General features: G+C 35.1%; 20 protein-coding genes. 18 read left to right on the forward strand and 2 right to left on the reverse strand.

Going from position 1 to position 23,255, the window contains the following annotated elements; genetic code table 11:
- Positions 1–205 precede the first annotated feature (205 nt).
- From ltrA to A361_RS27205, 8 genes are all read left to right on the forward strand, one after another.
- On the forward strand, positions 206–1,534 hold the full coding sequence (gene ltrA, locus A361_RS27170) for a group II intron reverse transcriptase/maturase (protein ID WP_019382772.1): 1,329 nt from the start codon (positions 206–208) through the stop codon (positions 1,532–1,534).
- A gap of 209 nt (positions 1,535–1,743) precedes the next feature.
- Entirely contained in the window at positions 1,744–2,793 is a 1,050-nt protein-coding gene (gene spoIID / locus A361_RS27175; protein ID WP_019381052.1) for a stage II sporulation protein D, read from the forward strand.
- 143 nt (positions 2,794–2,936) lie between these two features.
- A complete protein-coding gene (locus tag A361_RS27180) occupies positions 2,937–3,200 on the forward strand; it encodes a hypothetical protein (protein ID WP_019381051.1) in 264 nt (87 codons plus the stop codon).
- 269 nt (positions 3,201–3,469) lie between these two features.
- Positions 3,470–3,910 carry a hypothetical protein gene (locus A361_RS27185; RefSeq protein WP_019381050.1) on the forward strand — a complete coding sequence of 147 codons (441 nt, stop codon included), beginning with the start codon at positions 3,470–3,472 and terminating at the stop codon, positions 3,908–3,910.
- Positions 3,911–4,123: 213 nt separating this feature from the next.
- Positions 4,124–5,398, forward strand: a complete 1,275-nt coding sequence (locus A361_RS27190; RefSeq protein ID WP_019381049.1) for an IS110 family transposase — start codon at positions 4,124–4,126, stop codon at positions 5,396–5,398.
- 488 nt (positions 5,399–5,886) lie between these two features.
- A complete protein-coding gene (locus tag A361_RS27195) occupies positions 5,887–6,459 on the forward strand; it encodes a nucleotidyltransferase domain-containing protein (protein ID WP_019381048.1) in 573 nt (190 codons plus the stop codon).
- A 149-nt stretch (positions 6,460–6,608) separates the two neighbouring features.
- The gene (locus A361_RS27200; RefSeq protein ID WP_019381047.1) at positions 6,609–7,478 is read left to right on the forward strand and encodes an alpha/beta fold hydrolase; all 870 of its coding nucleotides are present in this window, start codon (positions 6,609–6,611) and stop codon (positions 7,476–7,478) included.
- A gap of 235 nt (positions 7,479–7,713) precedes the next feature.
- Positions 7,714–8,652, forward strand: coding sequence for a DNA/RNA non-specific endonuclease (locus tag A361_RS27205; RefSeq protein ID WP_019381046.1), 939 nt, complete (start codon positions 7,714–7,716; stop codon positions 8,650–8,652).
- Between the two features lie 116 nt (positions 8,653–8,768).
- Here the strand turns inward: A361_RS27205 and A361_RS27210 are convergent, their stop codons facing one another.
- Positions 8,769–9,023 (reverse strand): hypothetical protein, encoded by a 255-nt coding sequence (locus A361_RS27210; RefSeq protein WP_236888109.1) that lies wholly within the window; start codon positions 9,021–9,023, stop codon positions 8,769–8,771.
- Positions 9,024–9,052: 29 nt separating this feature from the next.
- Entirely contained in the window at positions 9,053–10,639 is a 1,587-nt protein-coding gene (locus A361_RS27215) for a helix-turn-helix domain-containing protein (protein ID WP_236888102.1), read from the reverse strand.
- Between the two features lie 995 nt (positions 10,640–11,634).
- On the opposite strand from A361_RS27215, the gene A361_RS27220 reads away from it, so the two are divergent.
- The 10 genes from A361_RS27220 to A361_RS27265 all read left to right on the forward strand — a co-directional run bounded on the left by A361_RS27220 (position 11,635) and on the right by A361_RS27265 (position 23,219).
- Complete coding sequence (locus A361_RS27220) at positions 11,635–12,753, forward strand: hypothetical protein (protein WP_019381043.1); 1,119 nt, start codon at positions 11,635–11,637, stop codon at positions 12,751–12,753.
- A 606-nt stretch (positions 12,754–13,359) separates the two neighbouring features.
- Positions 13,360–14,145: a Cof-type HAD-IIB family hydrolase gene (locus tag A361_RS27225; protein ID WP_019381042.1), complete on the forward strand. Its 786-nt coding sequence runs from the start codon at positions 13,360–13,362 to the stop codon at positions 14,143–14,145.
- A gap of 511 nt (positions 14,146–14,656) precedes the next feature.
- Positions 14,657–15,763, forward strand: a complete 1,107-nt coding sequence (locus tag A361_RS27230; RefSeq protein ID WP_019381041.1) for a tyrosine-type recombinase/integrase — start codon at positions 14,657–14,659, stop codon at positions 15,761–15,763.
- Positions 15,760–17,883 (forward strand): tyrosine-type recombinase/integrase, encoded by a 2,124-nt coding sequence (locus tag A361_RS27235; protein ID WP_236888103.1) that lies wholly within the window; start codon positions 15,760–15,762, stop codon positions 17,881–17,883. Before A361_RS27230 ends, A361_RS27235 begins: the two co-directional genes overlap by 4 nt.
- A complete protein-coding gene (locus A361_RS27240) occupies positions 17,876–18,256 on the forward strand; it encodes a DUF6262 family protein (RefSeq protein WP_019381039.1) in 381 nt (126 codons plus the stop codon). The genes A361_RS27235 and A361_RS27240 overlap by 8 nt, the downstream gene beginning before the upstream one ends.
- 332 nt (positions 18,257–18,588) lie before the next feature.
- A complete protein-coding gene (locus tag A361_RS27245) occupies positions 18,589–19,038 on the forward strand; it encodes a MarR family winged helix-turn-helix transcriptional regulator (protein WP_019381038.1) in 450 nt (149 codons plus the stop codon).
- A 52-nt stretch (positions 19,039–19,090) separates the two neighbouring features.
- On the forward strand, positions 19,091–20,158 hold the full coding sequence (locus A361_RS27250) for an NAD(P)-binding domain-containing protein (protein WP_019381037.1): 1,068 nt from the start codon (positions 19,091–19,093) through the stop codon (positions 20,156–20,158).
- 105 nt (positions 20,159–20,263) lie between these two features.
- Complete coding sequence (locus A361_RS27255) at positions 20,264–21,655, forward strand: NAD(P)-binding domain-containing protein (protein ID WP_019381036.1); 1,392 nt, start codon at positions 20,264–20,266, stop codon at positions 21,653–21,655.
- Between the two features lie 62 nt (positions 21,656–21,717).
- Positions 21,718–21,927: a hypothetical protein gene (locus tag A361_RS27260; RefSeq protein ID WP_019381035.1), complete on the forward strand. Its 210-nt coding sequence runs from the start codon at positions 21,718–21,720 to the stop codon at positions 21,925–21,927.
- Positions 21,928–21,959: 32 nt separating this feature from the next.
- A complete protein-coding gene (locus tag A361_RS27265) occupies positions 21,960–23,219 on the forward strand; it encodes an MFS transporter (RefSeq protein WP_019381034.1) in 1,260 nt (419 codons plus the stop codon).
- Positions 23,220–23,255: the final 36 nt, after the last annotated feature.

A 23,255-nucleotide genomic window follows, 5' to 3' on the forward strand; every position in this document is an offset into this window, starting at 1 on the left:
CAACTCGGGAGACCCTACCGGTCTTTTCTTCTGAAGAGTATGGTCTACAAGCGATAACAAGCAAGGAAACCAAATGCCGATGGTAGGGAGTCGGATAGCAGCGTAGTACCAATGAAGTTGGGTAATGCCGATGGAGGGAAGGCTAGCTACCAGTTATCACCCTTACTAGGGACACATTTACTACACACAGAGGTAGGAATAATAAATGGAAACAAAACTACTAAGGATAGCAGAATTAGCAAAATCTGAGCCTAAAATGAAGTTTACCTCTCTTGCACATTTATTGAATGAGCAATCTTTAACTCAGTGTCATCATGAATTGCCTAATAAAAAGGCAACTGGTATCAACGGAACGACAAAAGAACAATACAGTGACAGCCTAGAAGAAAACATAGAGGATTTAGTAAGTAGGCTTAAAAGCAAAAGTTACCGTCCTGTTCCAGTAAGACGAATGTATATCCCAAAGCTCAACTCAAACAAGATGAGACCATTGGGAATACCGGAACATGAAGATAAAATTGTTCAAAAGGGCATTACGAAAATACTAAATGCCATCTATGAAAATGACTTTTTAGACTGCTCATTTGGGTTCCGTCCAAATAGAAACTGCCACGATGCGCTGAAAATACTGAATCAATATATTGAGAAGAGAGCAGTAAGCTATGTAGTCGATGTAGATATTAAAGGATTCTTTGATAACGTTGACCACAAATGGATGATGGAATTCTTGAAACTCCGAATCACTGACCCTAACCTACTGAGAATAATCAGCAGGTTTCTTAAAGGTGGATATATGGAGGAAGGTAAGAAATACAAGACAGACAATGGTACACCGCAAGGTGGAGTGATATCTCCGATATTAGCCAATGTCTATCTCCATTATGTTCTTGATCTATGGTTTGAAAAAGTGGTTAGGAAACAATGTAAAGGCCAAGCATATATAGTTAGATACGCAGATGATTTTGTTTGTTGTTTTCAGAATAAAAGTGAAGCCCAGCAATTCTTCCATTCATTAAAAGCGAGATTAAAGAAATTTAACCTGGAAATAGCCGAGGATAAAACTAAAATAATTCCCTTCGGACGGTTTGCGGAAAAGAATGCAAAACGTGACGGGACTGGCAAACCAGACACCTTTGATTTCCTCGGGTTTACCCACTATTGTGGCGTAAGTAAACAGGGTAATTTCCGAGTAAAGCGGAAAACCAGCAGGAGGAAAGTTCAAGGTAAACTAAAAGAAACGAAAGAATGGCTGAAGAATAATAGGAATAAAGATATTCATATGATTATGGATAGATTTAAACGCTCACTAATAGGTTATTACAACTATTATTGCATCACTGATAACACCCAAACTGTTAACAACTTTAAAGAGAAAATCCAGCGCTTACTATTTAAATGGCTAAACAGAAGAAGTCAAAGGAAATCCTTTACATGGAATAAATTCAGGCTCTTTCTTAATAAATATCCACTACCTTCACCAAGAATCAAAGTGAATATCTATGAACTTAGAAAAGAGATTAACTACATTCTGTAAATGATAACTAGGAGGAGCCGTGTGCGTTAATAGCGCAAGCACGGTTCTGTGAGGGGGGAGGAGTACAATTTACCGCAAGGTAGAAAGGCTCCCTTCTACTCGACTTGTTAAGTAAGATATTTCCATGATAATACAAATTTCACTAAAAGAAGTTCTAAAAGCTTGTCCAAAACCCATATTAATTATGTATATAAATATGGGAGGTATTTATGAGACCAGTAACTATAATTATCATTTCATTTCTAATTTTCGTTCTTTGTGTCCCATCTCTAATCGTAATAGCTTTTGGTACTGATGCAACAAATACAAAAATTATATCATCTGAGCTTCCTCAAATTACAAATTCAGATACCTTACCAAAAAACAAACCAGCAAACAATTCAAAAAGCAGCAATAAAGACATTACTGTTTCAGTATTTAGAATGAATAATAAAGAAACTGAAAAAGTGAATTTAGAAGAATATTTAAAAGGAGTATTAGCATCAGAGATGCCCGCAAATTACGAAATGGAGGCATTAAAAGCACAAGCTATTAGTGCAAGAACATATATTATGAAGTTTTTAATGTCTGAAAATAAAGGGGACTTACCGCAAGGGGCTGATATTTCTGATTCCACACTACAACAAGTTTATAAAAATCAAGATGAATTGAAAGAAATGTGGAAGGATGATAATTATGAAAAGAATATAAAAAAAATCACTCGGGCTGTTAAAGAAACTCAAGGATTGGTAATGAGTTACAATGGTGAACTTATTGATGCTTCTTTTTTTGCTATAAGCAATGGGTATACGGAGAATTCCGAGGACTATTGGACAACATCACTTCCGTATTTAAGAAGTGTCCCGAGTCCTTGGGACACAAAAGCTCCTGATTTTGTTAAAACGAAAACATTTCCTGTTAAAGAAATCGAATCTAGGCTTGGAGTTAAAATATCAAATGAAATTAATGTTGAAAGAACGTCCAGTGATAGAGTGTCCACAATTATAATTAGTGGAAAGAAACTAACCGGAGCGGAATTTAGGGAAGCTTTAGGTTTGAGATCGACGGATTTTAGTTTAAAACTTAACGGAAGTGATGTCCAAGTAACTACAAGAGGCTATGGACACGGGGTTGGTATGAGCCAGTATGGGGCTAATAGTATGGCAAGTGAGGGGAAGAATTTTAAGGAAATATTAGGATATTATTATAAAGGAATTAAAATTGAGGATATAAAATCGAACCAAGGTTACAATAAGCTGGTCGTAAGAAATGGAAACTAATATCAAACTAAGCTGTCGTTGTGGCAGCTTTTTTATTGAACAAACGGAGAAGGAGGTTAAAGTAAAATAGAGAATAATATAAGATATTCCTTTCCTTTTGTAAGAAAGGAGAATACCTTTAAAAAAGAACAAGGAGTGGTTTGTTGAAAATAAGAACAAATAAACCCTATGTTTACTTCTTCTTCGAGCCAAATATAGTAATTGCACGTGAAATACCAAATAAACCATATAAAAATTTAGAGGAATTTTGCTTGTGTCCTGGGTTTCATTATACATATGAACTTGAAGATAACGAGGATTTTGAATCCTTCAACCATAATAAGAATAAACATTTAGAAGGAAAAGGTTATATAACAGACCAGGAATCAACTTTCAGTATGTTTAAAGTAATGAATGAACACTCATAAGATAAATTAGACCTTATTTAGCTTAAGCCTTAAAAGGTGATTTAGTTATAGAACTAAAGTGAAAAAGCTAAAAAATCTAGGCTGTCATTAGGGCAGCTTTTTCTTGTTCAACAAAAGGGGCAGGTTGGTTGAACATTAAATTGGTTCATTAATTTTGCTTGAAACAAATCGCGAAACAACCTGCTTTCGAGATACGGGTTATTGTCGTTGAGGATAATATTATTTGAAATTGCGAAATCTAACTGTAAAAATTTATGGGAGTGAGCATCATGAAGAAATTGATTGTTCTCTTTACAATTCTATTAATGTGTGCGACAGGTAACTCGGTAAATGCTAAAAAACCTCAAGAATCTAAGGAAATTAAACCTTATGCAGAAGATTGGTATGTCACACCAGAAGACATTATAAGAGATATTGTATTTCCATCTATTGATAAAAGAGTGATGCAAGAGTATCCAGGTAATGATGCTGCTACCTTTGGTTGGCAGTCACAAAGGATTGTTGGTATTGTTTATAACAATAATCATTCTTATGATATTTCCATAAGTATTCACGTTCCTGACGAAAGAAATGCACCTGGCAACTATGCACATGACTTGGTTAAAGTAAGAGTATCTCCATCCTGCGATAGCCCCAAAATTGGATGTAGTCATGGTTTCAAAGTGGAATTATTAGATTATGAGCATTTAAATAAGGAAGAAGTGGAATAGGGTGTTGACTTTATTGGTAGCACTAAACTTATATTCGACCATGTTCAACTTATTAAAATAAAGGCTGCAAAAGGCAGCCTTTTTCTTATTGGACTAACGGGGCAGTTTAGCATTCCTGTAGATCGTTATTTTTGAGCTTTGAAAAAAATAGGGCTCCTCAGTAAGATATGAGTAAGACACGACTCTAACTCAAACTTAGGAGGAACCCTTACTATGAAGTTTAAAATGCAGGACAAACAAAATCAACTAATAGAAAGAATTACTGAAAAACATCTTGTGGTTGGTGTGGATATTGCTCAACAATTTCACGTAGCCAGAGCAGTGAATTTCCGTGGGATTGTAGTAGGAGATCCAATCACTTTTCCAAACAACGAAGAGGGATTTTCGTCCCTGTTAATCTGGATTAATAGCATTAAAAGATTACATAAACTTGAGGCTGCCATAGTTGGTATGGAACCTACCGGTCATTATTGGATTAATCTTTCTAAATGGCTGATGAAACAAGATATTGAGGTAGTGACAGTTAACCCTCATTTGGTGAAAAGAAATAAAGAAAACCGTGATAATACCCAATCAAAGAGTGATAAAAAAGACGCTCTTGTAATAGCAGATATGGTGAAGAACGGTTACTATTCCTTTGTAAGAGATACTTCTGAGTCGTTTGAAAAGCTCAGGGTACTTATGTCGAATCGGGATGTCATTGTTAAGAGGCTTGTAAGCTCGATTAATCAATTGAATCGCTGGGTGGATATTGTCTTCCCCGAGCTTAGACAAGTATTTAAAGACATCACTGCTAAAGGGGCCATCGCAACACTTCGGCTTTTCCCATCTCCGATGGAACTGGGTTCCATGAAGCCTGAAGAGATCGTGGCCGGGTGGAAGTTATTGATGAAGCGACAGCCTGGATTAAAGAAAGCCTATTTACTCCTCAATGTAGCCAGGAAATCAGTTGGTACAAGGCAAGCATTAGAAGCTTATAAATTTCATCTTGAACAATTACTCGAAGAGTATGACCTTGCGATTCAACAACTTGAAAGAGTTGAGCTGGCAATCAAGGATGAACTACCTAAAATTCCTTTCGCGAATAAGTTACTTATGATTAAGGGAATTAGTGAAATTTCGTTAGCTGGTATTTTAGGGGAAGCAGGAGATTTAAGTGGTTTTTCACACGGCAACTCTTTACTTCGCCATGCAGGACTCCATCTAGCCGAAGCCAGTTCAGGGAAGTGGAAAGGGCAAATTATCATTTCAAAGCGTGGAAGATCAAGGTTAAGACGTTTCCTCTATTTAGCTACTATGGGTCTGGTAATGAACAACCCGGAATTTAAAGCCCTCCACTCGAATAATGTTAAGCTCAAGAAAATGAAAAAAATGAAATCTATAATGAAGCTGATCGGGAAGTTAGCTAGGATCTTTGTAGGGATAGCGCGAAAAAACGAAGCTTATTGTGCCAAGAAGGTCCAGCCGTTAACTGAGTTGGCAGCGTAGTCCAATTCACTTTTTCTCGAAGAGAATCATTACCCCTTATATTTTTAAAGATCGAGTGTTGGCTTATTCGCAGGATTTCAAATATGTACGGAGTACCAGGTTTGTTCAACAAAAGGGCACTGACCCATCAGGTTAGCATAACTGGCCTCCACCCCTTGGATAGGCATGACGAAGGAATGAGAGGGCAATTGACCCGTTGAGACATGGGAGGGAAAGCCTCCAAGGGCTGGCGTGGAGAAGTACATCATATGGTAGAATTTGGAGTATAATCCTACTCCTCTATTTAACTATGTCTTCATGTAGCCATTTGTCCAGAATCTACTCTTTTCAATTTAGAAATATATATCCATGGAGGATGAAATCCTGCGAATAAGCGAGCATTCGTGAGTAAACCGTATTAAACTGAGGGAGTTGAACAAGGAAGAGGTATTTCTAGTATACACAACGAATAGAAAAGAGGTTATTTTTTATTAATCTGGGGGATCTATATGTCATTTGAACAATGCAAAAGTGTTGCTTCTTTAATGAGAGGATTTAATAAAACGTGGTGCATTGCTGGTGGATGGGCGATTGACCTTTTTATTGGTAAAGAAACCAGGAAACATAAAGATATAGAGTTTGCTGTATTTAGAAAAGATCAATTTTATCTAAAAAGTTATCTTATAGAATGGGATTTCAAAAAGGTCATTAATAGTGAACTATATACTTGGGGAAATGAATTTTTAGAATTACCAGTTCACGAAATACACGCTTCAAATAAGATGACTGGAGATGAAATAGAAATTCTTCTAAATGAAACAATGGATGATAATTGGACATTTAGAAGAGATTTAAGGATTTCCTACCCAATTAATTCAATTTTGAGTTATTCTGAAAGCGGAATTCCCTTCCTAAATCCAGAAATAGTACTTCTATATAAGGCAAAAAACACAAGGGAAAAAGATCATCAAGACTTTATGACAATAAAGGATTATCTCGATAATGATCAGAAACAATGGCTTAGTTATACTTTAGAAATGCACCAACCAACACATAAGTGGCTTCAATTTCTTTCCTATTAACTATTCCAACCATATTCCAAGAACAGCTGCTAATTAGGCAGCTTTTTCTTATTTAACAAACGGGGCGGTTTAGTTGAACAGGGAGGATTCCCCATACGTATCATAGAAACTATTCAAGTCCTATTTTATTGAGTTGAAGGGGGATTAGTATGTGGGAGAAAAATTTCGTTCAGACATCTAGAGGGAAATTTGAATACTTTACTCAAGGAAGTGGAGAAGCTCTTTGTATTACCCATTTATATACTGAGTTTAATGAATTAGGTAACTATTTTGCTGATTCTTTCGTAAAGCATTTCAAGGTGTATTTGATCAATTTAAAAGAAGCTGGTAAATCTGACAAAGTTTCTTGTGATGCCGATCTCAGTATAAGTGAAAGTGTCAAAGACTTGGAGGCGATTAGGGAAGCACTAAATTATAAACAATGGAGTTTTGCAGGACATTCAACCGGAGGAATGTTAGGTTTAGTTTATGCTTTAAAGTACCCACATTCTCTTGAGAGGTTATTAGTTGGAGGTGCAGCATCTTCAAGGCGGTATATGGAACACGAAGGAAGTATGTATTGTCCAAAAAGTCCTTTAAATAAACGATTAAAGGAGATTTTCTCAATACTAAAGTCTCCAACCTCAACTAAGGAAGAGAGAAGAGAAGCTAGTAAGGAATGGACAAGTATGTCATTACATAGTCCTGAAAGATGGGATGAATACTTCTCAAAACCAAGTAGTGGGAAAGTTGTGCAAAAGAGATTAAATTACTATTCGTTTAAAGACCTACCCAATTTTGATATCCAAAGCGAGCTGCCAAATGTAATAACCCCCACGATTGTTTTTTGTGGAAAATATGATGCACAATGCCCTTTGGTTTTTTCTGAAGAAATCAACGAAGGTATAAGAAACTCAAGATTATTTATATTTGAAGGAAGTAATCACTCCCCATTTTTAGAGCAGAAAAATAAATTTGATGAAATGGTTTCTGATTTTAAAAGATTGACAGTAAAAAGTAACTCGAGTCAATTGCTTTAGGAGATATAGCATCCACCATCGTTTTTTTCTAAAGTTTGTGAAGAAATGTACTTAAACTAACGGGTGCTTTTCTTTAATACTAATAGCTGATAAACCAGCTCATTTCTTATGTCGTAGAATAATATAATCTTCGATTGCTTAATTTCCTTTCGTATGTAATTAAATATAATTCAGAGATAAACATTATGATAAAATACACTTAAATGTGATTTAAGTTATTATAAGGGGTACAAGAATGAAAAACTATTTAACCTTGCTTTTTGCGATTATCTTTATGGTTGGATGTACGAACACAGAAGATGTATCTGTTACAGAAGAAAAAACAGATTCGCAAGTAACCACAGTTCATACAACCGAAAATAGCAATCAAGAGAAAACTGAGAAAGTAGAAACTACTACAATTGTTGATGAACCAGTAGAAAAGGAAGCTCCAGCCCAACAAAATAATGAACTGTTCCCAGGATACAAATTGATTGAAGTTGATGGTGGAGATTTATCTGGATATCGTCAATCTAACATAGTTGTTGATATTGGCTTTGGAGATCGTAAATATTGGGCGTTTACAAATGAACACGGACAACTAGTGCGTGTCATTGCCGATGAAATTATTCTACAAGATGACAGTACAGAACCTGTATTACCGTCTGGCAGATACTACTCTGATGAGGCAAAAGTTACAGGTGTTGAAAGAGACGATATGGACGAAGGACACATTATCGCAGATTCTATGGGTGGGGTATCGAATGCTTACAATATTACTCCACAAGAAAGCACACTCAACCGTCACGGTGACCAAGCTTATATGGAAGACGCAATTCGTAAAGCGGGTGGAGCTACTGACTTTGAAGCATTAATCACATATCCTAATACGGAAACGCAGATTCCTTCACATTATCAATATACCTATACTTTAAAAGGGAATAAGATTGTTGATAAATTCGACAATGTCAACCCTGATAAAGTAAACGAATCGCTTGGTTTAACAGGTAGCAAACCTTCAAATTCAATTAGCTCAAACAAAAAAGGTGATATTTCTAGTGTCGATACAAATGGCAACGGCCAGGTAACTATTCAAGAAGCAAAAGATGCAGGTTACAGTATGCCAATAATGAGCGATCATTGGTTATACCCGTATATGCGAGATAATGACAATGATGGTATGGTTGGAGAGTAAGCATCTAAACTTTGTGGAAAATATATGAAAGAAGGAACATTTTCCTCTTTAGTTAGTCTATTCTTATTTTAGTCCACTGAAGAAAAAGGCCAAACTCTTCTATGAGTTTGGCCTTTTTAAAATGGTAAGTCATCTTTTATTATTGGTCTAATTTGCTTTACGTCTTCTGTAATATCGTTATTTTCATTCCATGTCACTTTTTCAATTACAGTTTGTCTAAAGCCACTTTCCCTTATTTGAGACTGTATCCATTCATATGCTGTTACTGCCGCTGTAAAAGTAGGATTTTTCTTAAACTCACGATCAAGGACATGAAAAGTACCTCTTCTTAACCCCCTGTTACCTTCAATGTTCAATATTGTTTCAATCACAATTTCCAACGGGTTCATCCTTTTTAGGTTTAATTAAGCTTTTGCTTCAGCCAATTCAACATTTTCTCATCGTTTTTCTTATTCTGTCTTTTATTTTCCCTTTTTATATAGCGCGATAGGGTAGTGTGAGCAATGCCTATTTCCTCAGATGCTTGCCGGATGCTAATATTTAAAAACTCCAAAGCTTCCTTCATTTTTTCAGGAGTTAAAGTAATCGGCTCTTGTGAATCTTTTGCGCTTTGTATAGCCATAGAATGTCCGCTTGGTACTAATTCAATATCTGCTGCACTTTGCGCTATAGATGTTTCGATTAATCTTTTGTTTGTCACTGGTTGCGATGAAAGAATCTTTCTGTTTTCCTTTACAATATAATCAGCCGGCAAAATATGTACATTTAACTTACTCCAGTATTCTTTAACCCAGTTTCGTTTTCCTACCATTTCTTCGTCTAATTCATCTAAATACATCCATTTTTTTATAACACCATCAGCCTGGAGATCATCCAAAGTGTTTTCAAATTTATCCCTCAGTGCAACTCCAGTATAACGGGAGGAGAAGTCCATTTCTTTTAAAAGAGTTCCTACCTTAAATGGCTGCCCAAGCGTGTTCCTAACCGTTCTGATCCTCCATTGGAGGTTTAAATACCTTGTCAGCCGTTTATGAGCTCTTTGGCTGGTATGGCTGTATTTAAAGACCTTTAAATCTAATATACCAAGTGTCTTTTTAGGACCTTCCAGATAAGGAGTTAGAATAGAAGTAGGGCGCACCTGGACAGCATATATTCCTTTAGCTTCTCCTGTGTTCTTATCATAGGCTATACGTATTTTTCCTATTTCAAACATCTTCTGGAAATCCTTAAATTTATACAGCTCGCTATCTTGAAGGCCTTCCGTATTTACAATCTTAATAGTCTGATCACCTAAGGATACCCAAATACTTGAGAGTGCCGCTACTCTTCTCATAATGTTAAAACGGTCTTCTTCCCGGTAATCAAATTCTTTACCAGCAAAACTTCTCTTTTTAATATTTCTTAGTCGCAAAGCATCATTACTATGAAACTCTATGTATCCATCACTCGACTTTGGCTGTGTAAGCCATAAATATGATATCAAATCAAATAAATCCGCGGTCAAGTCATCTAACGAGTTAAGCGTTTCACCCAAGGTTTCTAGCCATACTTGCTGCTCTATCGTTAATTCAGTTTGTAATTCATGCGGCCGCAGCTCAGCAACCCCTTTAACGTTACCTCGATTGTCTATAATTTCAGTCGCTAGATAACCTGCTTCGCCTTCTTTGAAATCATTCTTCTTCGTAACCATATCTCTCATTAGATGAAAATCCATATTCGTGCTGGAAAGGATATAGTCCTTCTCTAGCGCTTCTTCAATTTTATTGTCGTTAAAACTATATTTCACTTCGACTTCAGGAAACTCCTGGTGCAGATGACCTGTTATAAATGCTTTTATCGTGTCACCAGATGAGGAGACAACATCTTTGATCATTTCCTTAGTAATTGGTTTCTGGTGAAAAAATGCTTCTGTAAAAAGGGAGATTAACACTCCAAAAGAACGCATATCATCTGTGGGCTTTTGATTTAATATTTCTTCTTTTGTCATTTGATACGCTAAGCTGCTCCACTTTGACAAAACATGAGGGCGATCCATAAAGAGTGATTTAACTTCCTCAAAAAGAACAATTTTCAGAGCTTCATAATTTAGGATTAAATGTTCTGGTATGTCTTCATATTTCATTTTTCTAACCTCCTTAGAAAAAGGGGTGAATTTGTCCTCTTAATAATATCAAAATGCACCAAATAAAAATTAAAAAATCGAGAAATGCACCATTTTACCCGACATGCCTAATCAAAATGCACCACTTTTCAAAAGAAATGCACCACTTTTGATATAACTAACTTATATAAACCCTTATAAATCAAGGGTTTAATAGATATTATATCTCTTTTTCTCTGCGGAGGTTGTAGGGGTTAACAGCCGGCTATATGAATTTATAGCGGAACCTGTATAGAAATAAAAATAAAACGCACCACTAAAAATGCACCATTTGATGGGCATCTAGCGGAACCTGTATGGATTAAAAACCTTGATTTAAAAAGAAAGTTGGTAATTAATATTAAAAAAACCAAATGAAAGTTCAAATACTGAAATCAATTACTGCGACTGCTGCATAACTTAAAATGCACCAATTCAAAGACATTATAGCGGAACCCGTTTAAAAATAATCATTAACATTAGAGTTAAATCCACATTTATCAAAGGTTTATTAATAGTTGTTCATTTATTTTAAATGGTGCATTTTATATCTATTGGTGCATAATCTAGCGGTAATCGTATAAGAAAAAATAAATAACTTTTTCCAAAAGCTTATTATACCAGTGTTTAATCCACTTTTATTTGTGGTGCATTTTCTCTAGAGAGGAACATTTTCCAAATTTCGATTGAGTTATACTTATTTCAACAAATAGAGATTAATAGAATTGTCTTTAGAAAAGCTATATCTTGAGATTAATATGCATTCAGGACAAAGATCTCTTGTTCCTGGTCTTTATTTAAATTTCAGAGAATCAAAACATAAATTAGAAAGGAGCTTGAGCATGAAAAGAGTGAAGATTGACGGTTTCAGAATGCACCAATCTATACTAAAAGAATTTCATTTGTTGCGAGACCAGACGTTTGAACGGCCCCCAGCATCCGCTTATGTTGTCTACCTAACTATGCTCAAGCAACTGGACTTGGAGAAAAACCAAAGAGGTATTCTAAAAGAGTTCAACCTTTCTTACTGGGCCAAAAAACTCCAGATTCCTTATTCTTCTTTGTATTCAGGGAAATTATATTTGGAGAAATATCACTTTGTTAAAGAGGAGATCCAAAATGGAATCTCTGTCTTAGTGTTAAAAGACATTGAAAAGTGCAATAATCCAGGCGTGGAAGGAGGTAAACTAAATTACCTTCTGATTCCTCATTCTCTTTTTGATACAAATATTCTCGCAGAATTGGTTAGGACAGCAAACCCAGAAGCAATTGAGTTAATGTTGTCTTTATTTAACCAGTTCCGTACAGCTATGTCTAAAAGAGAAGACATTGACTTGAAAATGCTTAAACAATCTCGTAACATGTCAACTTTAAAGAAGCAATTAAATAAAAATGCGAAGAAGGTTAGAGAAATTTTAGCTTTGCTGGAACCTTTATTTGATGTTAAATTTGAGGGCCTACAGTTCCGTGGCAATCAGATTTGGGTTAAAAAGGTATGGATTACATTAAAAGAAGATTGTGTTAAAGAACAAAGCAGCGGTGAATTTAAAGTTGATCATCTCATCGCAATGCTTTCCCATGAATTAATATATTTTCTTGATGGTCATAAAATAAAATACAAGCCTCGAGACCAATTTGACATCATGCTATCTTTTAAGCAAGAGGTATATGATAAGGTAAAATTTATTAAAAATAATGAATCCTTTAATCTTGAAAAGTCGATTAAGCGATACTTTATTAGCTGCATAGATAGTATTGGTTCCTACATAACTGAACAAAGTGTGCTTAAATCAACTTTTAGAATACATTCCCTGGGAGCCTTTTTCAGGAAAGCCTTCCGTAAAGATATAAAAACTTTACTTAAGAAGATCCCATATGAATTAATTCACGATGCTAAAGTAGAACAATATCAATTGACTGTGACTGGAGAAATACCGGAATTCGCAAAATTTGATATCTAAACAGCCTTGTAAAAAATTTACTTGTTACAAGGCTCTTGGCGTTTCAATTTCTCATGTTTAATATTTGAATCAGCTATAAAAAGAGGTTCCATTTATGGAACCTCTTTTTTTTATTCCAAACTCCCTTTCGAATATTCACTTGTGGAATACTTAATAATTCAATAATTCTATTGTGAGTTTGTATACATTGTATTAAACAAACTGTTAACTTGTTATTTTCTTTTATTTGCTTCTGTTAAATTCTTAGTTATTTGAATGGCTTCATATAGGTGATATTGTAAAACCCTTGGGGGAGAAGGGGAAAGTGGTTAAATGGTTAAAGGGCTTATTTAATTTGATGTTTTTACTAATTCTGTTGTTCTTATTATTTATATGTCTTTATTATCAAATATGAACTTTTATCATTTAAAAAATGAGCATTAATCAAGTTTACTTGTTATCGAATAATGAATGATCACGAAAATGCAAATAGGAATACAAATAGGCTAAAACCATAAACTTCCAATTATTGGGTTAGACTTTTCTAATCACTTATCAATTATGGTAAAATATGGAAAAAGGTTTTTTTCATTAGAAATTATCTCACTAATTAAGGGAGTAGTGGCTATGAGTACTTCTGAGGCTTACAAAATTGTTTTTTTCGATGTGGATGGGACTATTACAAACTATGAAAATGGAAATATTCCACAGTCCACAATTGAAGCTATAAAAATATTATTAAGCAAAGGATTCAAGGTAGTTGCTGCAACCGGTAGACCATTATCAATGTGTAAAGAATTAAAGTCCATTGGAATAGAGACATTCATAACCGCAAATGGTGGCTATGTTAAGCACGGGAAAGAAATTATCCATAAGGTTCCTATGGAAAAAAATATAATAAAGGAACTTATTGATTTTGCGAAAGAAGAAAATTCCGCCCTATCTTTTTATACTGAAGATTTCAGTATGAATGGAGTAGAGGATAAAGAAATCCTTAATGCGTTAAAAGAAACTTTGTCATTAAATGAATATCCACAAACCAATCCTTTTATTTTTGATCAAGAGGTATTTTTGCTTTGTCTGTTTGCAAATGATGAAACAGTAGAAAGGTATAAAATAAAGTTCCCTGATTTAATATTTAAAAGGTGGCATCCATACGTGTTAAATATTTTAAAGGTCGATGTATCAAAATCTCTAGCTATAATGAAGACTTTACAATTTTTCGGTATAGATAGATCGGAAGCTATCGCATTTGGGGATGGTGAAAATGATATTGACATGTTAGAGCTAGTGGGTCTTGGTATAGCAATGGGAAATGGCAGTGAAAAACTAAAAAATGTTGCTGATTTCGTTACTAAAAAATCTAGCCAAGACGGTATATATTATGCACTAAAAAGATATGGGGTTATTTAGAAAATTTAATATTCCTTTTATAAACATATTTGTCTTTTCATTGACTATCCTAATCTGAATGTTGATTGTAAGTTTATATAGTCTGCTTTACTTCTTATAAATTTTATGTTTATAATTTATCTATAAAGTCCATATATTAAAAAAGAGATCCTGGCTGTCACCAGGACCTCAATGTACAGCAAGCTGCATGAAGTGCAGCGGCCAATCCTGAATAGAAGTAGTCCTACTCACATTTTGGCGATGTGCAGGGTAGGCTACTTCTTTTTGTTTGAAGAAATACCTATAGCGATCACGGCAACGATAAGTGTAGCAAAGCTCATTAAATATACTATTATAATAAGAGGATAATATGTTTAGAATATAACCATCTATCCTCTTTTTTAATACATAATATTCTATTTAACTTAACTAAATTCTAATTGTATATTATGTATAATATGTACAATTGTATTAACACTAATGTAATGCCTCTTTCTTAACGAACTTAAAAAGTATTATAGGAGATGATGTCTTGAGGGTACAAGAAGTTATTTTAGAGGGGAAAGTTAAAAGATATATATTAGTTAATAATGATGGATACCCTGAAGTTGTTGTAATTAGATACCTTAAATTCCTAGATGCTACCAAGAAAGCCCCAAATACACAAAAGAGTTATTGCTACGCATTAAAACACTATTTCACTTTCCTTTACGAAAAAAAATTACATTATAAAAGTGTCAGATTAGAAGATTTAAGGGATTTTATCTCCTGGCTGAGAAGTCCCTATATTACCTCACTTAAACCAGCTAAATCAATGAGAAAAGAAAGGTCAATTAATCACACAATAACTGTTGTTACAGGATTTTATGACTACCTCTATCGGAACGAAGAAATAGAAAATGACATGGTTGAAAAATTGTTAAAGCAAGTCTATTTAGGAGGAAAAAAAAGATATAAAGATTTTTTTCATCATGTAAACAAAGCTAAACCATCTACCAGAAATATATTAATTCTTAAGGAACCGAAGAAAAAGATAAAAATCTTGTCTAAGGAGGATGTTAAGAACTTATTAGCAGCAACCACAAATATTAGAGATAGGCTTTTAATCCAAGTCCTTTTTGAAACAGGGTTACGTATTGGAGAGGTTCTTTCATTATTTATAGAGGATTTTATTTTCGATCATAAGAATGGCCATAGATTACGTTTAGTAGATCGAGGAGAACTTGAAAATGGGGGTAAGTTGAAAACCGGTGAAAGAGAGATTTATATATCTCAGGAATTAATGGATACATATGATGACTATTTATATGAAGTTTTAGATGAAATTGATATTGATTCGAATTTTTTATTTGTTAAGTTACGAGGTAGGAACACAGGAGAGGCTATGAATTACCAGGATGTATCTTCTTTATTTAAGCGTCTTAACAAGAAAACTGGGTTACAAGTAAATCCACATATGTTTCGCCATACACACGCTACATTATTTTACCTTAAAACCAGAGACATTAAACAGGTCCAAGAACGGTTAGGTCATTCACAAATTCAAACTACTAGTAATTTTTACCTTCATCCATCCGATGAGGAAATAAGAAAGTCATGGGAACAGGCGCAATCAGCTTTTGATATTAATAGAATATGAGAGGCGGTAAAGATTTGAGCAGAAAAAATGTAGATAGTTATTTTCAGCATTCCTTTAGTTTACATGACCAAATTAGAAAGGAATTATCAACTTATAGGGAAAAAACGGTAGAAATAGATGGGTCAGTAACTTATAAGGTCGTAAATGATCCATATTTTTTAGTTAATGACCATTGGGATATAAGGTATATTGGAAATATCAATAACTTTAAGGATCAATTAGAGAGGTACTACTATCGGAAAAATATTATAAGGTTTGAAATTGACAATCCACAAGTTAATATAGAGCTTAAATATCTCTGGTATAAAAGGTTGTTTAAAGATGAATGGTCTCTATCTACAATATATGGAGTTGGTGCGACAAAGTTATACAAACTTACTTCATTCTTAAATGAAAAATTCCCTAATATTGATTCGATCTTGGATATTGACTTTAATAAAGCTAATTTGATGTGGCTAAGTTGGTTAAATGACAATGGCTCCGTATTAACTAGGCAAGGCTCAAATAAGAATGGTGGATATACTAATCAAACTCCTATAGCTGGTTTTTTTGGACTAATTTATAAGAATCTTTGTAAGTATTCAGATTTAAGAGCTGAATGGGAAAAAGACAGGTGGGACATAAGAAAATTAAATGAACTTTATGGTATTAATTATGTTAAAAGTACATCAGCCCACTATATAAATTTTTCTAAGATTATGTCAAACCAGCTTAAAAATATTGTAAAACAGAATACAAAAAGAAGATTGCTTGATAATTATGCTTGGACTAGTGCAATAGGCTATGTAAGACAAGTAACGAGGTTTATCAATTATATACTAGCTGCAGAACCTTCCTGGACAAGTTTTAAATATCTAGAAAGAAAGCATATTGAGAAATATTTGGATTGGTTAAAAAACGAGACCAGAAAAGATAAGAAAATTACTCACTTTGAACATCATATAAATACTAATTTGCATTATATTACTCAATTTCTTGAGGATATTTCTACTTATAATCAAGCAGATTGTCCATTAAAACCAGTTAGTCTTCTTGTTTTTCAGGAGGATAGACCCACACTAAAAAAGAAGCCCATTGATCAAGTAGACTACATTCCTGACTACGTTTTAGAACAGTTATTCAGACACATTAATTCACTTAACAAAGATGCACAGCCTGTAGTATGGGTTGCTTTTAAAACAGGTCTTAGAATCTCAGATGTCTTAGGTTTAACACAAGACTGTTTAATAAAGCTAAACGGAAAATATTATATCGAGACTGATATTGAGAAAACTAATGTAGTAGGTCATCGTATTCCAATAGATGACGAACTGGCTGACATACTTGCAGCTATAATAAATAACTCCATTTTACATAGTAATCAAGATAACAACCCCGAAAAATTAATATTTGTTCGCTATCGAGGTACTAGAAAGGGACGCCCGTATGAACAACAATGGATTGGTGTTAAAATAAATGAGTTGGCTAAATTAAAAAATATTACCGATGAAAATGGGGATTTGTTCCGCTTTAAAACACATCAATTCCGACATACATACGCAGTTAAGATGATAAATAATGGTGTAGATATTATTACTTTACAGGATTTATTAGCTCATGCTTCGCCTGAAATGACGATGCGTTATGCGAAGTTGTTAGATAATACTAAGAGAAAAGTTTTTGAGGAAGCATTGAGACAAGGTGTATTTAGTTTTGACCTAAATGGTGAGGTTCAAGAAATAAAGTCTAACGAAGATATCCCAACTAATATTTTTGAAACATTGTGGCGCGATCATAAGCTGAATGCAATTGATAATCCATATGGTACATGTCATGCACGAATAAATGGAAATTGTCCTTATGCTGAAGAGCCACCATGTCTAACTTGTAACTCAGGAAGTCCATGTAAAGACTTGGCCATCGGCTTTTCGGACTTAGATACTCAAAAATATGAGTTATTAATAAAAACTACAGTAAAAACAATAGATGTATTAGAACACCGTGGAAGGAATGATATCGTTGAAAAAAACAGAAAGAATTTAGAACGTTACCGAGGTATATTAGAAACTATTAAAGCCGGTAACATAATCTTTGGTCGAGTGGATAGAATTAAACGAAAGCAAGGTGAGAGTAATGAGTAATTACGACCGGAAAATACATCTAAAATCTATCCATGCATCAAGAAAAGCACTTACTGAAAAGAAGGTTAATGATGCCTTAAAACGACTCATTAAGATTAAAGGGAATATTAATTTTAATAATGTTGCAAACGAATCAGGGGTTTCTAAAGCCACATTATATAATCACCCAGAGATTCGTGACAGAATTGAAACCTTAAGGCAGCAACAGGCTAATGTACCGACCCCAAAACAGGTGAAACGAGAAATGAATGAAAGCAACAAGGATGCAATTATTGCTTCTTTAAAGAGAAAGAATAAAAAGTTAGAAGATGAAAATCAACAACTCAAAAAGCAATTGAAAATAGCTTATTCAGACGTATATAAAAATTTATAATTCAAAAATACAACATCTTTTTCACTCTCTTTTTCTCATAGCTTGAGTTCAATAAGGGTTGCGAGCAGCCCTTTTTCCTTATTTGATAATGGGGCTTTGTCTAATTAGAGTTTAAGGGGGTTTTTTTAATTTTTTTTAAAAGGGGGGGATAGTTAAAAACATTATTTCTAGACCCATTCCAATAATAAAACATTATGAAAATCGTCTTTATAAGTCATTGAAGCAATGGTTGATTATTTATGAGTAGCTGCCAAACCAGGTAAAATAAGTTTGAGGTTTTTAGTTGCATTTTGCAAGTTAATTGCATATAATGTGATCAAGAGGTGAAAATATTGGAAAATCTTCGTGGGATGTTTCAAGTAATGACACGCCGATTTGGTTTGCTTAATAAAAATTGCTGCAGTGTTGGTGGATGCGATATTTCCCTCATTCAAAGTCACATTCTATATGAGATAGATAATCAACATAAGCCATCTATGCAGCAAATTGCGGAAACCTTGGGGACTGATATTACTACTTTTAGTCGGCAGGTACAATCATTAGTAAAAATGAACTTAGTAAAGAAAACACCAGACCCAGATGATAAACGGATTAGTATTCTTTCTCTGACTACAGAGGGAAAATATATCGCAACGACAATTGAACAACAAATGAATTCATTTTTAAATGAAGTTTTTTCCCAGATGAATGAGTTTGAAAGAGAGACGGTCATTCGTTCAATTCATTTATTAAATAACGCAATGGCAAAGTCCAGTGTATGTTGCAAACCAATACAGGGGTAATTCCCTTGTACCTAATACTTGCAAAATGCAAATAAACGAAAGGAGGATTCATATGAGTAAAGTTTGGGAGGCTATAGTTATTGGTGGGGGGCAGGCTGGTCTTGCATCAGGATATTATTTGGAAAAGGAAGGACTAGATTATTTAATCTTGGAAGCAAATGAGCAAGCTACAGGTTCCTGGCCAAATTATTATGACAGCCTCAAACTATTTTCTCCTGCACGATTTTCATCATTACCTGGGATGAAGTTCCCTGGAGATCCTGATCATTATCCATCAAAAATGGAAGTAATTGATTACTTAATGGATTATAAAAAACACTTTAACCTGTCTGTTATGGCCAATCAGAGGGTCGTATCCGTAAAGAGCAAAGCTCAAGTATTTGAGGTACTAACAGAATCGGGTGAGACATTCCATGCTCGGACTATTATCAACGCAACTGGTTCTTTTAATAATCCATTTATACCTTTTATTAAAGGGCAAGAGACTTTTCAAGGACGTATTATTCATTCATCAGATTATAGAAATCCGGACCCTTTTATAAATCATAGAGTGCTTGTTGTGGGAAGTAGGAATTCGGCAGTGCAGATTGCTATTGAGTTGGCAGAGGTAAGTAAAACAACACTAGCTGTACGAAAGCCGGTTCAATTAATAAGACAAAGATTTTTGGGGCAGGATCTGCACTTTTGGATAAGGGCTATTGGGATAGATACATTCCCTTTCTGGCGATTTGGCAAAAAGCCACTGATTTCGAGTTCAGTAGCCAATCTTAATAATTACGAAGAACGATTGGCATCTGGGAAACCTAATCAACAACCCATGTTTATTTCCTTTTATGACAATGGGGTAATTTGGCCAGACGGAAAAAAAGAACAAGTAGACACTGTCATTTATGCTACAGGTTTCCGTTATAACCTTGATTACTTAAGCGATCTAGGTGCCCTCGATAACGAGGGGAAACCCATGGAAATCGCTGGGATAAGCACCTCGGTGCCAGGACTATATTATGTGGGGCTAGAAGGACAGCGGTCATTTGCTTCTGCAACATTAAGAGGGGTTGGTCCTGATTCACGGTTTATCGTTAGAAAGCTACGGCGACATTTGAAAAATAATAGGTATTAAAAGATTAAACAAGTGTTTTATTGTTTTTCTCAAAAAAAGTCATATATACAGTAATACTAATACTGATTTATCAATTATCTAATTAAAAGAAAAGAGGAGATTAAAATGACGAAGGCAAATAATATTCTAATCAGTGGAAACGAATGCTGCGGTACAAATGTTAGCTTATCAACTCAAAGTATTACGTTAAATAATGAAACAAGTAAACTACCTGTTGCGGTTATAGGAGGTGGGCCTGTAGGCTTGGCAGCTGCAGCCCATTTAGCAAAAAATAGGATTCCCTTTATCCTTATAGAAGCTGGTTCACAAATAGGTGCAAATATTTTAACTTGGGGCCATGTACGCTTATTCTCACCTTGGCAATACAATGTTGATAAAGTTGCTAAGGACTTATTGAATGCCAGTGGTTGGATTCATCCGGGATTAGAAAGTTTGCCGACTGGGCAGGAGCTGGTGGAACAGTATTTGCAGCCATTGGCTATGGTACCTGAAATTAAACCATTCGTTCATCTCAATACTAAAGTTTTATCGATTGGCAGAAAAGATATGGATAAAATGAAAACAGCAAATCGGGAAAGTGTCCCATTTATCATCCATACTGAAAGTAATACAGAGTACAAAACATTTGAAGCCAAGGCAGTGATAGATGCTACGGGGACATGGGGAAACCCCAACCCTGTCGTCTCAAGTGGTGTATGGCTCACTGAAGAAAAATCTCTCAAGGAAAAAATATTCTATGGAATACCAGATATTCTTGGGAAGGAACAGCAACGTTATGCAAATAAACGAATAGCTGTTGTTGGAGGTGGCCATTCAGCCATAAACGCTTTATTGGATTTAGCCAAATTGAAAGAATCCTATCCTGAAACGGAGATCATATGGATTATGAGAAGGCAGCGTGTTGAGGATGCCTATGGCGGTGAAGAGAAGGATGCTCTTGAAGCTCGCGGCCTTCTCGGAAGCAGGATTCACAATCTGGTAGATAATCAGCAAGTGAAGGTCATTACTCCATTCCGAATCCAATTGGTCAAAAAGATAGAAGAGGGAATCGAGTTAATAGGCAGCCAAAATGGCAAGCAGAGAAGCCTTGAGGGGATCGACGAAATGATTGTTAATACAGGAAGCCGTCCGGATTTTTTAATCATAAATGAACTGCGTACCTCCATCGATTCTGCAACTGAGAGTGTAAAAGCTTTAGCACCGTTAATCGATCCAAATATTCATAGCTGCGGAACTGTTCGTCCTCATGGAGAGAAGGAATTAAGACAGCCTGAGAAAGATTTTTATATTGTAGGTGCAAAAAGCTATGGGCGTGCTCCAACCTTCTTAATGGCAACAGGATATGAACAAGTTAGGTCAGTTGTGGCTTATTTAAGTGGTGACTTGGCAGCTGCTGAAAAAGTGGAGTTAGACTTACCAGAAACAGGTGTCTGCAGCGTCAATCTTAATAGTAAAACTTCCTCCTGTGACGAACCTGCGTCTTCTTGCTGCAATTAATAATAATCTTATTAAAGGGGAAGCCTGCGCTTCCCCTAAAAACGAATCTAAAGGTGATGCAAATGACAATTAATCATGCCGGAACGCTCAAAAAAGAATATTTTATTTCTTATATGAATTTAATTATGAATGCTTTTGGATGTTCACTTGACGAAGCTAAAGAAAGAACCTTCGAACGGCTGTTTCGCTTAAAGGAAAATGACATGGGTCAGGAAACCTTTACACAATTTCTCTTGGCTTATCAAGAATTAATGACCCAATCTAATGATTAAAGAATTTATTATATCTTCCGAGAGGATGAACCATGGTGACTATTAAAGATAAAATGTCTTCAAATCCTATTATAATAGTCGCCTTAGTCACAGCTTTAAGTCTCTTAGGAGATTCCATGCTGTACATTGCCTTGCCTATCTATTGGGAAACTGCAGGCATTGAATCAATTTGGCAAGTTGGTGTGCTACTTTCTATAAATCGCTTCATAAGATTGCCTTTTAATCCTTTGGTTGGTTGGATGTATAAACGTATTTCATTGAAGACTGGACTGATAATAGCTGTTCTATTAGGCGGATTTACTACGATAGGTTATGGTGTTTTTGAAGGTTTTATCGCCTGGGTAATCCTGCGTGCAGTATGGGGGATTGCTTGGTCATTTTTTCGAATCGGCGGATTATCGGTTGTTGCCCTATATTCTGATAACAATAAGCGGGGAAGTTCCATGGGGCTATATAATGGACTCTACCGAACAGGAAGTCTAGTGGGTATGCTGATTGGCGGTTTGTTAGTTCCGATCATTGGCTTAAGCACGGTTTCAGTTGGGTTTGGTATTTTGACCCTATTGGGCCTCCCTTTAATTTTGAAATCTAATTTTACTCAGGATAATGAGACTTCTGAAGAGAAAGGTGACATCAATAAAAGTAAGCCTTTCATTGGCAAGACAGGGTATAAAGTATCCATCATCGTTTCAGGTTTTCTCATTGCTATGTTATATCAAGGAATACTAACATCCACTCTGAGTCCCATGATTGAACATTTTTACGGAGAGCATATTTCAATATTGAGTGTGGTTATTAGTGTAACGTTATTATCAGGCATAATCCAAGCAGTTAGATGGGCTTGGGAGCCTTTCCTGGGAAGGACTGTTGGGCAATGGTCTGATGGCTCTCGAGGAAGGTTGCCAATTTTTATTGTTTCCTTAATTTTTGCAGGGGTTGTCTTTGGAATGATATCTATTAGACTTCCGTTAGGAATATGGATAGTCATTACTCTTTTAGTGATGGCTGGAGCTACAATTTTAACTACCCTACTGGACACGATTGCACTGGACACAGCAAAGACTGCAAACGTGGTTTCTTTCCTTACCATATACTCCATCTCTCAAGATGTAGGGGCTGCTTTAGGACCAGCACTTAGTTTCATTTTAATACAGTTAGAGGCTGGTTTTAACTTTATATATTGGGGTGGTGCAGTAACACTCCTTATTTTGGCTATTATATGGTCAGTTTTAGCAAAAAGGTTAAATACATTAATCAATAGCCATAATAAAGGGTTTAACAAAGCTTATTAAAGGTCGTATTGTATATATACTTGAAAACAAGATTAA

Origin of the sequence: Cytobacillus oceanisediminis 2691 (genome assembly GCF_000294775.2) — a bacterium.
Taxonomy (GTDB): domain Bacteria; phylum Bacillota; class Bacilli; order Bacillales; family Cytobacillaceae; genus Cytobacillus; species Cytobacillus pseudoceanisediminis.